Raw genomic sequence first — 15,039 nt, forward strand, 5'->3', positions numbered from 1 at the left:
TAATCAAATTTCAGAAAAATGCCATTTTTCTATTTTATTTAGATGGTTACCTGGCATTTACAATTTACTTAGAGGGGGGAAAGACTGCATGGAAATGAATGGCTTACTATGGATCAACTTAGTTGCATTCCTGCTTGTAATCGCTTACGCCGCCGGTTTATTTGTCTATTTGATAAAAACTCGTATAGCTTATATAAAACTTGGCAAAAAAGTGGAATTCGATAACCGTGTGAAAGATCGTCTTGTGAAAATAGGGGTTTATGTATTTGGACAGAAGAAGCTCTTTAAGGATAAAAAGAGCGGAATCATTCATGCCTTGTTATTTTATGGTTTCATCTTAGTGCAATTTGGCGCAATTGACTTTTTCGTCAAAGGTTTAAGACCGGGGTGGCATTTACCGTTTGGCCCTGTTTATCCAGCCTTTACTTTCTTCCAGGAAATAGTGACGCTTACCGTTCTTGTTGCAATCCTATGGGCGGCTTACCGTCGTTATGTCGAGAAGCTCGTTCGCTTGAAAAGGGATTTTAAAGCAGGTTTGGTTGTCATCTTCATTACCGGTATCATGATTACCGTATTACTGGGGAATGGAATGGGAATGATCTGGCATGGACACGATGCAACTTGGTCAGAGCCAGTCGCATCAAGCATCGCTTTCCTATTCGGCTGGATGGGAACAACAGCAGCAACAGTCGTTTTTTATGTAGCTTGGTGGCTGCATTTACTGATCATATTATCTTTCCTTGTTTATATTCCGCAATCTAAGCATGCTCACTTGATTGCCGGTCCGATAAATGTATTCCTGAATCGCCTGGACAACCCGGGGAAATTGAAACCGGTTGATTTGGAAGAAGAGGTCCTCGACAAAGAAGGCAATCAATATTACGGTGCCAAATATATCGAAGACTTGACGCAGTATCAAATGGTGGACCTCTATGCCTGTGTGGAGTGCGGGCGCTGTACGAATATGTGCCCGGCTACAGGTACCGGTAAAATGCTGTCACCGATGGATATCATCATCAAGATGCGTGACCATTTAACAAATACAGGCGCTGCTGTTACAACGAAGCAGCCATGGGTACCATCTTTTGTTTTTGGAAATAACAAGGGAAATAAGATAGCTTTGGCTGGTGCCGCGCAGGGTGCTCAGGAATCAGCTGCAGCAACGGAAGCTTACAGCCCGAGCCTGATTGGTGAAGTCATTACGGAAGAAGAGCTTTGGGCTTGTACCACATGCCGGAACTGTGAAGATCAATGCCCGGTAATGAATGAACATGTCGACAAAATCATCGATATGCGTCGTTACCTAGTGTTGACAGAGGGCAGACTTGATCCTGATGCTCAACGTGCCATGACAAATATTGAACGTCAAGGGAACCCTTGGGGACTGAACCGTAAAGAGAGAGAAGATTGGCGAAGCCTTCGGGAAGATGTTAGCGTCCCTACAGTGAAGGAATTGCAAAAGGCAGAAGAAGAATTCGAGTATTTATTCTGGGTGGGTTCAATGGGGTCGTACGATAACCGAAGCCAAAAAATTGCCCTTTCCTTTGCTAAATTAATGAATGAAGCGGGCGTCAAGTTTGCGATTCTCGGAAATAAGGAGAAAAACTCAGGGGATACTCCTCGTCGATTGGGTAATGAGTTTGTTTTTCAGGAACTTGCAATGAAAAATATAGAAGAATTCCAGAAGAATGAAATAAAGAAAATCGTTACGATCGATCCGCATGCATACAATATCTTTAAGAATGAGTATCCGGATTTCGGGTTGGAAGCGGAAGTGTACCATCATACTGAATTGTTAGCCAAACTTGTTAGTGAAGGCAGGTTGGTGCCACAGTATCCGGTGAATGAGACCATTACATTCCACGATTCCTGTTACTTGGGAAGGTACAATGAAGTTTACAGCCCGCCGCGTGAAATTTTACAATCCATTGATGGTGTGAAACTTATCGAGATGGAGCGTAACCGTGAAAAGGGTATGTGCTGTGGAGCTGGAGGCGGTTTGATGTGGATGGAAGAGGAAACGGGTAACCGCATTAATGTGGCCCGTACTGAACAAGCACTAGCCGTCAGTCCAACAGTGATCAGTTCCGGATGTCCTTATTGCCTGACCATGCTATCTGATGGGACGAAAGCAAAAGAAGTTGAGGAAAATGTTAAAACGTATGATGTAGCAGAACTACTCGAAAAAGCGGTCATTGGTGAAAATAAATCGATTGCATCTTAATTTAAAATGGAATTGCCTGCTTCTTCTATATGGGATGAAACAAATGGAAGCAGGTATTTTTTTCAATATTTACAAACTAAATATTTTCATTTTTGGGAAAATTGTATAATATAGAATAATATTAAGCGCTTACAACACTATTTTTTTAACTCCATATTGAGCGAGCGTTCAATCAATGTTACTTATAGGGGGAAATAATGATGGCAAAAACAGTGATTATTAGCGGTGTGAGAACACCTTTTGGTAAATTTGGCGGTGGTCTTAGCAGTTTGACGGCATCACAACTTGGTGGAATAGCAATCAAAGAGGCACTTGTTCGGGCAGGGATTGAAGGCAGCCAAGTAGACGAGGTCATCATGGGGAATGTGCTTCAAGCGGGCCAAGGACAAATACCTTCCCGCCAGGCAGCACGTCATGCTGGGTTGCCTTGGGAAGTGAAAACGGAAACCATTAATAAAGTGTGCGCATCAGGACTTCGCAGTGTCACATTTGCTGATCAGATCATTCGCCTTGGTGAAGAAGAAATCATTGTTGCCGGCGGAATGGAATCGATGAGCAATGCGCCTTATATCCTTCCGAAAGCAAGGTGGGGACTAAGGATGGGTGATGGCGAACTGAAGGATACCATGATTTCGGATGGACTTAGCTGCAGCTTTACAGGCGCTCATATGGGGACTTACGGAAACAGTACTGCAGAGGATCTTGAAATCACCCGTGAGGAACAAGATAGCTGGGCTTACGAGAGTCATCAAAAGGCGATAAAAGCAATCGATGGCGGTATTCTTGCAGAAGAAATCATTTCCGTACAGGTGCCCGTGAGAAAAGGCGAACCAATTACCATCGAACATGATGAAGCCCCAAGAAAAGATACATCTGCCGGGAAGTTAGCTAAATTAGGTCCAGCTTTCAATAATGAGGGGACCATTACGGCAGGTAATGCTCCAGGTGTCAATGATGGGGCAGGTGCACTCGTATTGATGAGTGAGGAACGTGCGGAAAAAGAAGGGAAAACGCCTTTTGCCTATATTTTAGCTCATGCAGAAGTGGCAGTGGAAGCAAAGGACTTCCCTAAAACGCCAGGTTTGGTCATAAATGAACTCCTGAAGAAGACAGGTAAATCGATAGAGGAAATTGATTTATTTGAAGTGAACGAAGCATTTGCAGCGGTTGCACTGGCAAGTGGGAAAATTGCCAACATTGAGCCGGGAAAAGTGAATGTTAACGGAGGGGCTGTAGCATTAGGTCACCCAATCGGTGCAAGTGGTGCCCGCATCATCATTACACTGATGCATGAATTGAAACGCCGCGGAGGAGGTTTGGGCATCGCAGCGATTTGTAGTGGAGGCGGTCAGGGAGATGCCATTTTAATTGAAGTGCCGAAGCAAGGATGATAGTTTCATAGATTTTATTGAGGAGGGATTTTCATGAGCATTCAAAAAGTGATGGTCATTGGTGCGGGACAGATGGGATCTGGCATTGCCCAGGTTTGTGCAATGAGCGGTTATGAAGTTCTTTTACACGATTTAAAAGATGAATATGTAGAAAAGGGATTAGGGACAATCACCAAGAACCTTTCCCGGCAAGTTGAAAAAGGGAAAATGGAATCCGGGGAGAAAGATTCAATCCTTTCCCGCTTGACGTCATCGACGGATTTGAAAAATGCAGCAGCGGTGGATTTAGTGATTGAAGCTGCAGTGGAAAATATGGAAATAAAAACGAAAATATTCGCCGAGTTGGATGAAATCACACCACAGCACGTCATTCTTGCATCCAACACTTCTTCGCTTCCGATTACCGAGATAGCCGCAGCCACGAAAAGGCCTGAAAAGGTAATTGGCATGCATTTCATGAACCCCGTTCCAGTCATGAAGCTGGTTGAAATCATTCGTGGCCTTGCTACATCGGATGAAGTTTATAAAGAAGTTGAAAAGATGGCAGAAACCTTGAACAAGGTGCCGGTGGAAGTCAATGATTTTCCAGGTTTCGTAGCGAATAGGATTTTAATGCCGATGATCAATGAGGCCATCTATACACTTTACGAGGGCGTCGCTACTAAAGAGGCGATCGATGATGTAATGAAGCTGGGAATGAACCATCCGATGGGCCCGCTTGCACTAGCTGACTTCATTGGGCTCGACACATGCTTATACATAATGGAAACCCTTCACCAAGGACTGGGTGACGATAAATATCGACCGTGTCCGCTGTTAAGGAAATATGTAAAAGCTGGGTGGCTAGGCAAGAAATCAGGACGCGGCTTTTACGAATATAACTAATCATAGAAAGAATTTGCACCTAGGAAGGAGTGAAGGAATGGATTTCAAGTTTACCGAAGAACAGGAAATGATACGGAAGATGGTAAGCGACTTTGCGGTGAATGAGATTACCCCTCATATCGAGGCAATGGAAAGAGGCGAATTTCCAAAAACGATACTGCAAAAAATGGGTGTGCTTGGTTTGATGGGAATCCCTATCCCGGAACAATACGGTGGCACGGGTATGGACTTCATGTCTTATATCATCGCCATCAATGAGATTTCCAAAGTAAGTCCCACTCTCGGTGTCATACTGTCCGTTCATACCTCTGTTGGCACAAATCCAATCGTTTATTTTGGAACGGATGAGCAGAAGCAGAAATATGTGCCTAAGTTAGCTGCTGGTAAATTTCTTGGCGCCTTTTGCTTAACTGAGCAAAGCTCAGGTTCGGATGCTGCGAGTTTGAAATCAAAGGCGGTAAAGGAAGACGGAGTATATCGAATAAATGGATCAAAGGTATTCATCACAAATGGCGGGGAAGCTGATGTGTTCATTGTTTTTGCCTCAACCGATCCGCAGATGGGAAGCAAGGGAATATCAGCTTTTATCGTGGAAAAAGGGACACCAGGCTTAATCATCGGTAAAGATGAACGTAAAATGGGTCTTCATGGCTCGAGCACCGTGCAGGTAACGTTCGAGGATATGAAAGTCCCTGCAGCCAATCTCCTTGGCGAAGAAGGTGAAGGCTTTAAGATTGCAATGGCCAACTTGGATGTTGGAAGGATCGGGATTGCTGCCCAAGCGCTGGGAATTGCTGAGGGTGCCATGGAACATGCCGTCCAATATGCAAAAAGCAGGGTGCAATTCGGCAAACCTATTGCGAAACAGCAAGGAATTGGTTTTAAACTGGCTGAAATGGCAACGGGCATAGAAGCTTCAAGGCTACTGGTCTATCGGGCGGCTTATTTACGCTCGCAGGGATTGAAGTGCGGTAAAGAGGCGGCCATGGCTAAGCTATTCGCTTCGAGGACGGCTGTCGAGGTGGCGATAGAAGCAGTCCAAGTGTTCGGAGGCTATGGATATACAACGGAATATCCGGTCGAACGCTATTTCAGGGATGCAAAGGTAACTGAAATTTATGAGGGTACCAGCGAAATACAGAGAATGGTCATCAGTAAGAATCTATAATTACGATAAATTTTTGGAGGGCATAGCCATGCAATTTAAATTAACGGAAGAACATGAAATGATCAGAAAAATGGTCCGCGACTTTGCCCAGAATGAAGTGGCTCCGACAGCTGCCGAGAGGGATGAAGAAGAACGGTTTGACCGTGAGATCTTCGATAAAATGGCTGAACTTGGATTGACTGGGATTCCATGGCCTGAGGAATACGGCGGAATTGGAAGTGATTACTTAGCGTATTGCATAGCGATTGAGGAACTTTCCCGCGTTTGCGCTTCTACTGGGGTGACTTTATCAGCCCATACTTCGCTCGCAGGATGGCCAATATATAAATTTGGTTCTGAAGAACAAAAACAAAAATACCTTCGCCCGATGGCACAGGGTGAAAAAATCGGTGCATACGGCCTGACTGAACCCAGCTCAGGCTCAGATGCAGGCGGTATGAGAACGACTGCAAAGCTTGTAGGTGATGAATATATTATCAGCGGTTCAAAAATCTTCATTACGAACGGTGGGATTGCGGATACATATGTCGTCTTTGCATTGACAGATCCAAAATCCAAACAAAAAGGAACGAGTGCCTTTATCGTTGAAAAGGACTTCCCTGGTTTTAGTGTTGGTAAAAAAGAGAAGAAGCTGGGAATCCGTTCATCACCGACCACGGAAATCATCTTTGATGAGTGCCGAGTTCCTAAAGAAAATCTCCTTGGAGAGGAAGGGGAAGGCTTTAAAATTGCGATGATGACACTTGATGGCGGACGGAATGGAATTGCTGCCCAGGCCGTAGGAATAGCCCAAGGTGCATTGGATGCCGCAGTTGATTATGCAAAAGAGCGCGTCCAATTCGGCAAGCCAATTTCTGCACAGCAAGGAATCGGTTTTAAATTGGCGGATATGGCAACGGGTGTCGAAGCTTCCAGGCTATTAACCTATCAGGCTGCCTGGTTGGAATCAGAGGGATTCCCTTATGGAAAAGAGTCGGCCATGTCCAAACTTTTTGCAGGGGATACAGCAATGAAAGTGACGACAGAAGCCGTCCAGGTTTTCGGGGGTTATGGATATACAAAAGATTATCCAGTAGAGCGGTATATGCGCGATGCGAAAATAACCCAGATTTACGAAGGTACACAGGAAATTCAAAAGCTGGTCATCTCACGGATGGTTACTAAATAGGATTGAAACTGAGGTTTTCCGATAAGGTACTGCCCTTACCGGAATTCCCTTTTCAATTTATTCGGAAGAATGTCTTTGGTAATTAAATGATGGGCTTTTAAAAGGAGTTTGAAAATGGAAAAAAGAGAGGTTCTTGCATCTGTAAAGGATGAGCGGCTGGTTGAAAAAAGGCGTACACAAATGATTAAAGGAGCGGTGACCCTTTTTAAGGAAAAGGGATTTCATCGTACGACTACCAGGGAAATCGCCAAAGCGGCCGGCTTTAGTATCGGCACGTTATACGAGTATATCCGAACCAAGGAAGATATATTATATCTCGTCTGTGACTTTATCTATGATGAAGTCCAGGAAAAGCTTCAGAAAGAAATAGAACAGAGTGATGGGACACTTGAAAGTTTGAAGCTGACGATCGCCTATTTTTATAAAGTGATGGATGATATGCAGGACGAAGTGCTGGTCATGTATCAGGAAGTGAAAGCTTTGACGAAAGATGCCTTACCTTATGTTCTGAACAAGGAACTTCGGATGGTGGGCATGTTCGAAAAGGTGATAACGAAATGTGTTGAGAATGGGGAGCTATTTTTGACTGAAAAACAAATAAGCCTTGTTTCACATAACATTTTCGTTCAGGGACAGATGTGGAGTTTTAGAAGATGGGCTTTGCATAAACAGTATACGCTTCAAGAGTATGTTGAACTGCAGACGCAATTATTGATTCAAAATGTATCGCTTCAGAAGCACTGATATAAATATGTTTCAATAAGGAGGAGCCAAATGAGTACAGTCAAAGTGTATAAACCGAAGAATCATATCAGATTCGTTACAGCTTCGAGTTTATTTGATGGACATGATGCATCTATCAACATAATGAGGAGAATCCTTCAGTCCAGCGGGGCAGAAGTCATTCACCTAGGTCATAATCGTTCGGTGGAGGAGATCGTGAATGCGGCCATCCAGGAAGATGTTCAGGGCATAGCCATGTCATCATACCAAGGTGGGCATGTGGAATATTTTAAATATATGTATGACCTACTGAAGGAAAAGGGAGCCGAGCACATTCGGATTTTTGCCGGCGGAGGCGGGGTCATCATCCCGAGGGAAATTAAGGAACTCCATGATTATGGGATTGCCCGTATCTTTTCTCCCGATGAAGGTCGGGAATATGGGCTTCAAGGCATGATAAATGTATTGATGGAGGAGTGTGATTTCTCGACTGTCAAACCATCTTTACAGGAACGTTTTGATGAATTGATCGCAGGGGGGACAAATGCCATTGCCCAATTCATTACCTTTGCTGAAAATAGACTCGATGCTTCCCAGGAATCGGCAGCAGCGGTGGAGAGTCTTTTTGAGCAGATCAAGACTTCGGAAAAGAAGGTTCCTGTCCTTGGGATTACAGGGACGGGCGGCGCTGGAAAAAGTTCATTGACAGATGAATTGATACGAAGGTTCATTAACGAAGTTCCAGACGAGAAAGTCGCCATTCTTTCTGTCGACCCGACCAAACAAAAAACAGGCGGTGCCCTGCTTGGTGACAGGATTAGAATGAATGCGATCTTTTCAGAGCGTGTTTATATGCGAAGCTTGGCCACGCGTCATTCAAAAAGTGAGTTGTCTTTGGCGATAAGGGATGCCATTTCAGTCGTGAAGGCAGCTGGCTTCGATTTAATCATCGTTGAAACGAGTGGAATTGGTCAGGGAGATGCAGAAATTGCCGAGATATGCGATGTATCCATGTATGTAATGACGAGTGAATTCGGTGCGCCTTCCCAACTTGAAAAAATCGATATGATTGATTACGCAGACTTGATAGTCATTAACAAATATGAGCGCAAAGGCTCCGAAGATGCAAAAAACCAAGTTCAAAAACAATACCAAAGAAGCCGTACGCTTTTTGATCAAGATCCATCTGAAATGCCAGTATATGGAACGATTGCTTCCCAATTCAATGACCCAGGCACCAATGCTTTATTCGCTGCACTGATTGAAAAGCTTAATGAAAAATCAGGGACGGATTGGAGTACCGCCTTTTCGAAAGAAGCGGATGTTTACAAGCAAAATGTCATAATTCCAACTGATCGTCGTTATTATTTACGTGAAATCAGTGATACTGTCAGATCGTATCATAAACGTGCGGCTGAACAAGTGCGTATTGCCCGCAGGCTTTTCCAGATTGAAGGAGCAATTGAAGCAGTTAAGGAAAATGAGAATAACGAAGACATGGTGGCTTCTTTAGAAAAATTGAAAAAGGAAACCGCTTCGAATTTATCACCTGAATCTAAAAAAATCCTTTCTGGATGGATGGATTTAAAGGAAAAGTATGCGGGAGAACAGTTTGTAACGAAAGTCAGGGATAAAGAAATCATCACGAAGCTGAAAACAAAAAGTTTATCAGGATTAATGATTCCGAGAGTATCACTGCCTAAATATGTTGATTATGGAGAGATCTTAGGATGGGTATTCCGTGAGAACGTTCCGGGCTTCTTTCCTTACACAGCGGGAGTCTTTCCATTCAAGCGTGAAGGGGAAGACCCGAAGCGGCAATTTGCCGGCGAAGGATCGCCCGACCGAACCAACAGGCGTTTTCATTATTTGTCAAAGGATGATAATGCTAAACGGCTAAGTACGGCTTTCGATTCTGTAACTCTATATGGGGAGGATCCTGATCACCGGCCTGATATCTATGGAAAGGTAGGGGAAAGCGGAGTCAGTATCTGTACGTTGGATGACATGAAAAAGCTGTATGCAGGCTTTGACCTATGCCACCCCTCGACCTCTGTATCCATGACCATCAATGGACCGGCACCAATCATTTTGGCCATGTATATGAATACTGCAGTCGATCAGCAGGTTCAACGGAAAGAAGAAGAGTTAGGCCGTCCCCTTACGGAAGCCGAACTTGAAGAAGTGCAGGCTTATACTCTTCAAACAGTACGCGGAACTGTTCAAGCGGATATTCTGAAAGAAGACCAAGGCCAGAATACATGCATCTTTTCTACGGAGTTTGCCTTAAGATTAATGGGGGATATTCAAGCTTATTTCATCGATCGGAAAGTAAGGAACTATTACTCTGTATCCATTTCTGGCTATCACATTGCAGAAGCGGGTGCCAATCCCATTTCACAGCTGGCTTTTACATTAGCGAATGGCTTTACTTACATTGAATATTATTTAAGTCGCGGAATGAATATTGATGACTTTGCCCCGAATCTGTCGTTCTTCTTCTCGAATGGACTGGATCCGGAATATACGGTTATCGGCAGGGTGGCAAGAAGGATTTGGGCTACAGTCATGCGGGATAAATATGGTGCGAATGAACGTAGCCAGAAGCTGAAATATCATATACAGACTTCAGGGCGCTCCCTACATGCGCAAGAAATTGATTTTAATGATATCAGAACGACACTTCAGGCTTTAATGGCACTGCAGGACAACTGTAACTCCCTGCATACCAATGCGTACGATGAAGCCATCACGACGCCTACAGAAGAATCCGTGCGCCGGGCAATGGCCATACAAATGATCATTACAAAGGAGCATGGGCTCTCAAAAAATGAAAACCCGATGCAAGGTTCCTTCATCGTAGAGGAATTGACGGATCTGGTTGAAGAGGCTGTACTGCAAGAGTTCGATCGCATCAATGATCGAGGCGGTGTGTTGGGTGCAATGGAGACACAGTATCAGCGCGGGAAAATCCAGGATGAATCGATGCATTATGAAATGAAAAAGCATACGGGTGAATTGCCGATCATTGGGGTCAATACGTATTTGAACCCAAATCCTCCTTCTGAAGAAGCTGTGAACAGCATGGAGATTGCCCGTGCAACAAAAGAAGAGAAGGAAGGGCAAATCATCAACCTTCAGGCATTTCAGGAAAGAAATAAGGAGTTCACTGATGAAGCCCTGACAAAACTGAAAGCGGCTGCCATGAATGGGGAAAATATCTTTGCTGAACTCATGAATTGCGTGAGAGTGGCCAGTTTGGGCCAGATAACCAGGGCTCTATACGATGTAGGCGGTCAATATCGAAGAAATATGTAGTGTAAGAAGGGGGCTCCGAAGTTTAGGGGCCTCTTTTTTTAAATAATTTCCGTCTTTTTTAACAAAATGAAGATTTTACCTTATAATTATTTGGAAAAGGGGCAAAAATGAAGAATCAGCCCTATTGGAGTTGAGAAAATGAACCTGAAAATGATTGGATTGATCATAGGTTACATTCTTGCCATGATTATTTTATTTGAGCTGTATGAGCATCAATTGGGTGCCATCTCTTTTTTTATCCTGACTGTTGTCTTTTTTACGGCAGCCTATCGTCAGAAACCGAAAAAAGAAAATGAATGATTTTTCAGTCCTGTGAACGAGAGACCTTAAGGTAAATCTGTGAAAGTATCAGATAGAACTAGCATAAACCCATTTAGATTGTTTATAATGGAGTATATGTCTAGCAGGAATTGTCGTTATTTTATCGAAATACTGTTTTAGATTATTTTTTTATGTGAAAAAACACGGATTTCAGTGTTTGAATAGAGAAGGGAAGTGCGGAATTTGAGTTTAAAACAACACTCAAAAGAGCAATTATTGGAAATGTCCTTAATTGAGATGGCATATGATTTGTTAGTGGAAAGAAATGAACCGATTCCATTTAAAGAATTAATAAGTGAATTAGCTTCGCTGCACCATTTATCAAAAGCGGAAGTGGCAAAAAAAATCGCACAATTCTACACGGATTTAAATGTGGATGGCCGCTTCACTTCACTTGGAGACAACCGCTGGGGATTGAAAACATGGTACCCAGTTGACCAAATCGAAGAAGAAGTTGTACATGTTGTAAAACCTAAAAAGAAAAAGAAAGCTAAAAAGGCTGCTGTCGTTATCGACGATTTCGATGAACTTGAAGACGAAGATCTTGACTTTGACGAAGATGTCGATGATCTGGACGAAGATGAAGATGACGACGATGATGATATCCTAGGTTCTCCAGTTATCGACGAAGTGCTTTTGGATGATGACGTGGATGATGATGACGATCTGGAAGAAGAAATAATTGAAGATGATGCATTTGTCCTGGAAGATGATGAGGACGAAGATGAAGACGAAGAAGAGTTGGATGAAGATAAAGAGAAATAAATAATCGCCCTTGACTTTTTGAGGCGAAATTTGTAGAATCATTTTTGGGCTCCTTAAAAAAGGACACAATGATTAAATTATATCGCTCCCTTACTTTTATTGTAAGCGGAGCGTTTTTGTTTTTAATGATGGAATGAATAAATGACATCATTTTTTTATTTTTAAAAATGATTTCTCGTAGAATTGTAAAAACTATAGAGAACATATTTTGTTTACTGTCATTTAAGGAAATTTATTCTTGTTCATGTATCCTGCATGACTCTCACTAAAGACCTTTAAGTGATTAATGGTTTGTACCGATTTACGGTTTTTAGCTTTTAACCGCTTGTGTGGCGGAAGATTTGATGCAGGTTCTGATTAAAATGTGAAGAACAGCATTGGAAGAAAACATTCTATAGGAGGATATAAGATGACAAAATATATTTTTGTGACAGGTGGAGTAGTTTCTTCCTTGGGAAAAGGGATAACGGCCGCTTCTTTAGGTAGACTTTTAAAAAATAGGGGATTGAATGTTACCATCCAGAAGTTTGACCCTTATATCAACTTGGATCCAGGTACGATGAGTCCATATCAACATGGTGAAGTGTTTGTAACGGATGATGGTGCTGAAACGGATTTGGATTTGGGTCACTATGAGCGTTTTATTGATATCAACCTTGGTAAACACAGCAATGTGACTACAGGTAAAATTTATTCGACTGTCCTGAGAAAAGAACGCCGTGGCGATTATTTAGGTGGAACAGTTCAAGTCATTCCCCATATCACGAATGAAATTAAAGAACGGGTTTTCCGTTCAGGTAATGAAACGAATGCAGATATAGTCATCACCGAAATTGGTGGTACTGTTGGGGATATCGAGTCACTTCCATTCCTTGAAGCGATTCGTCAAATTAAAAGTGATATCGGAATCAATAATGTTATGTATATCCATTGTACACTTGTACCTTACATCAAAGCTGCTGGTGAAATGAAAACAAAACCGACACAGCATAGTGTAAAAGAATTACGCAGTCTTGGCATTCAGCCAAATATCATCGTTGCACGTACAGAAAGCCCAATTTCACAAGATATGAAGGATAAAATCGCTTTATTCTGCGATATTGATAAAAATTCTGTTATCGAGTGTCTTGATGCGGATACACTTTACTCCATCCCTCTTGCGCTTCAAGCACAAAATATGGATCAAATCGTTTGTGATCACTTGAAATTGGACTGTGGCGAAGCGGATATGGAAGATTGGAAAGAATTGGTCAAAAAGGTTACTTCTTTATCAAAGAAAACGAAAATCGCCCTAGTCGGAAAATATGTTGAATTGCAAGATGCTTATCTTTCTGTAGTGGAAGCACTTAAGCATGCAGGTTACGCATTTGATGCAGATGTTGAAATCGACTGGGTGAATTCTGAAGATGTAACAAAAGAAAATGTTGCCGAACTTCTTCAAGGTGCAGATGGAATCCTTGTTCCTGGTGGTTTTGGAGATCGTGGAATCGAAGGGAAAATTGCAGCCACCGAATTTGCCCGCACGACAAAAACACCGTTCTTCGGAATTTGTTTAGGTATGCAGTTGGCATCCATTGAATATGCACGTAACGTCTTAGGATTGCCAGAAGCACATTCAGCTGAAATCAAAGAGGATACTCCAGATCCAATCATCGATCTTCTTCCTGAGCAAAAGGATGTTGAAGATTTGGGTGGTACACTGCGTCTTGGTCTGTATCCATGTAAGCTTATCGAAGGAACTAAAGCATTCGAAGCTTATAATGATGAGGTTGTTTATGAACGTCACCGTCACCGTTATGAATTCAATAACCACTACCGTCAGGCTATGGAAGAGGCAGGATTCGTCTTTTCCGGTACAAGTCCAGATGGTCGTCTGGTTGAGATCATTGAATTGAAAGATCATCCTTGGTTTGTGGCTTCTCAATTCCATCCGGAATTCACGTCACGCCCTAACCGTCCACAGCCGCTATTCCGTGACTTTGTCGGTATGTCTTTAAAGCGCAGCGCAAAACTTTAATAAACAAAAAAACAGCCCATATGGCTGTTTCAGACTGTAGGCAAACTTGAAGGAAATCGAGTTTGCCTACAGTTTTTTTATGGCTTGTAAAATTTGGACGTTGATTTCCATTCCAGGCACTGGCTTTCCGTGGGCGGTCATGGAGCCTCCTCGGCTTGCGCCTGCGGGGTCTCTCTTAGACGCGCTTTTCCCGCAGCAGTCTCGCACCTTCCTCTCCAATCAACTTTGTTATAACATTTAGATAGCAATCAAACCTGAGGAGTTGAAGGTGTTGCTTTGGGTCAGTTGGTTCGGGAACATCATTTGATGTAAGATATATTTCCCGAACCCCTTTTTTTAGATGAATTTATCATTCTTCATCTTCATATTCTTTTATGATTTCTTCAAGAGTGAATTTAATCCCATAATAAGCGAAAAGAGCGGCAATAAGGGTAGGGTACCCATATCGATTTCCAGTTTCATCGGGAATCAATCCTCGTTGGATACGTAAATCTATATGTACGTCAGCCAACTCTAAAAGTGAATCTCCTTTAGAAGGAACGGATGTTGAAACCGCAACAAATGGTATATCTTTTTCCTTTAGTTGTTTTGCCAGCATCAAAGCTTCAAAATCATCCGAATGGCGACTGAATATAAGGAATCGATCTTCCCCGGAAATAGTTTCTACTGATTCATATCTTTGTGCCTTAGGGAAGGGTTCTGCCCCATCTAAAGCCTCGGCAGTGACGCCCTGCATTTCACCAATACCGTGAATGAACACAGTGCCATCCCCAACTACAGCCTGAGCCAGCAAGCGTCCGGCATCCTCCATTTCAAAGGCTTCATTTTCAATCATTTTTTTAAATAAACCGCTTATCTGTGTCGAGAAAATTTTTAACATGAGTAGGGACTCCTTTAAAAAATAATATACTTATTATAAAGGACTTTCCCTTGCATTGACAGGTTTCAGGGCTTTTGATCCAAAGGGCTGAATTTACAAAATCGGTCGAAAAAACAAAAAAATTAAAAATCCTTTTAGCCATACAGCAGGAATTTTGTTACAATTATCGAATATGAACA

Annotated in this window: 11 protein-coding genes; 10 read left to right on the forward strand and 1 reads right to left on the reverse strand. The window is 42.6% G+C overall.

Annotated features, from left to right (window positions below):
• Positions 1 to 94: 94 nt before the first annotated feature.
• The 10 genes from QUF94_RS01375 (at position 95) to QUF94_RS01420 (ending at position 13,980) form a co-directional block, all read left to right on the forward strand.
• Complete coding sequence (locus QUF94_RS01375) at positions 95 to 2,224, forward strand: (Fe-S)-binding protein (RefSeq protein WP_289318256.1); 2,130 nt, start codon at positions 95 to 97, stop codon at positions 2,222 to 2,224.
• Between the two features lie 200 nt (positions 2,225 to 2,424).
• Positions 2,425 to 3,615, forward strand: a complete 1,191-nt coding sequence (locus QUF94_RS01380) for an acetyl-CoA C-acetyltransferase (protein WP_289314286.1) — start codon at positions 2,425 to 2,427, stop codon at positions 3,613 to 3,615.
• Positions 3,616 to 3,648: 33 nt separating this feature from the next.
• A complete protein-coding gene (locus QUF94_RS01385; protein WP_289314287.1) occupies positions 3,649 to 4,500 on the forward strand; it encodes a 3-hydroxybutyryl-CoA dehydrogenase in 852 nt (283 codons plus the stop codon).
• 37 nt (positions 4,501 to 4,537) lie between these two features.
• Positions 4,538 to 5,668: an acyl-CoA dehydrogenase gene (locus QUF94_RS01390; RefSeq protein ID WP_289314288.1), complete on the forward strand. Its 1,131-nt coding sequence runs from the start codon at positions 4,538 to 4,540 to the stop codon at positions 5,666 to 5,668.
• 28 nt (positions 5,669 to 5,696) lie between these two features.
• Complete coding sequence (locus QUF94_RS01395) at positions 5,697 to 6,836, forward strand: acyl-CoA dehydrogenase (protein WP_289314289.1); 1,140 nt, start codon at positions 5,697 to 5,699, stop codon at positions 6,834 to 6,836.
• Between the two features lie 114 nt (positions 6,837 to 6,950).
• Complete coding sequence (locus QUF94_RS01400) at positions 6,951 to 7,580, forward strand: TetR/AcrR family transcriptional regulator (RefSeq protein ID WP_289314290.1); 630 nt, start codon at positions 6,951 to 6,953, stop codon at positions 7,578 to 7,580.
• Between the two features lie 30 nt (positions 7,581 to 7,610).
• Positions 7,611 to 10,877 (forward strand): fused isobutyryl-CoA mutase/GTPase IcmF, encoded by a 3,267-nt coding sequence (gene icmF, locus QUF94_RS01405; RefSeq protein WP_289314291.1) that lies wholly within the window; start codon positions 7,611 to 7,613, stop codon positions 10,875 to 10,877.
• Positions 10,878 to 11,015: 138 nt separating this feature from the next.
• The gene (locus tag QUF94_RS01410) at positions 11,016 to 11,177 is read left to right on the forward strand and encodes a hypothetical protein (protein ID WP_289314292.1); all 162 of its coding nucleotides are present in this window, start codon (positions 11,016 to 11,018) and stop codon (positions 11,175 to 11,177) included.
• A 195-nt stretch (positions 11,178 to 11,372) separates the two neighbouring features.
• Positions 11,373 to 11,963, forward strand: coding sequence for a DNA-directed RNA polymerase subunit delta (gene rpoE / locus QUF94_RS01415; protein ID WP_353957649.1), 591 nt, complete (start codon positions 11,373 to 11,375; stop codon positions 11,961 to 11,963).
• Positions 11,964 to 12,372: 409 nt separating this feature from the next.
• Positions 12,373 to 13,980 (forward strand): CTP synthase, encoded by a 1,608-nt coding sequence (locus tag QUF94_RS01420; RefSeq protein WP_289314294.1) that lies wholly within the window; start codon positions 12,373 to 12,375, stop codon positions 13,978 to 13,980.
• A 349-nt stretch (positions 13,981 to 14,329) separates the two neighbouring features.
• Here the strand turns inward: QUF94_RS01420 and QUF94_RS01425 are convergent, their stop codons facing one another.
• Positions 14,330 to 14,860, reverse strand: a complete 531-nt coding sequence (locus QUF94_RS01425; protein WP_289314295.1) for a DUF2529 domain-containing protein — start codon at positions 14,858 to 14,860, stop codon at positions 14,330 to 14,332.
• Positions 14,861 to 15,039 lie beyond the last annotated feature (179 nt).

The sequence above is a fragment of the Peribacillus sp. NJ4 genome (assembly GCF_030348345.1).
GTDB lineage: Bacteria > Bacillota > Bacilli > Bacillales > DSM-1321 > Peribacillus.

Bases quoted from the DNA above. Each gene is read 5' to 3' on its own strand.
- QUF94_RS01375 (WP_289318256.1), top strand. From the start codon at position 95: ATGAATGGCTTACTATGGATCAACTTAGTTGCATTCCTGCTTGTAATC.
- QUF94_RS01380 (WP_289314286.1), top strand. From the start codon at position 2,425: ATGGCAAAAACAGTGATTATTAGCGGTGTGAGAACACCTTTTGGTAAA.
- QUF94_RS01385 (WP_289314287.1), top strand. From the start codon at position 3,649: ATGAGCATTCAAAAAGTGATGGTCATTGGTGCGGGACAGATGGGATCT.
- QUF94_RS01390 (WP_289314288.1), top strand. From the start codon at position 4,538: ATGGATTTCAAGTTTACCGAAGAACAGGAAATGATACGGAAGATGGTA.
- QUF94_RS01395 (WP_289314289.1), top strand. From the start codon at position 5,697: ATGCAATTTAAATTAACGGAAGAACATGAAATGATCAGAAAAATGGTC.
- QUF94_RS01400 (WP_289314290.1), top strand. From the start codon at position 6,951: ATGGAAAAAAGAGAGGTTCTTGCATCTGTAAAGGATGAGCGGCTGGTT.
- icmF (WP_289314291.1), top strand. From the start codon at position 7,611: ATGAGTACAGTCAAAGTGTATAAACCGAAGAATCATATCAGATTCGTT.
- QUF94_RS01410 (WP_289314292.1), top strand. From the start codon at position 11,016: ATGAACCTGAAAATGATTGGATTGATCATAGGTTACATTCTTGCCATG.
- QUF94_RS01420 (WP_289314294.1), top strand. From the start codon at position 12,373: ATGACAAAATATATTTTTGTGACAGGTGGAGTAGTTTCTTCCTTGGGA.
- QUF94_RS01425 (WP_289314295.1), bottom strand. From the start codon at position 14,860: ATGTTAAAAATTTTCTCGACACAGATAAGCGGTTTATTTAAAAAAATG.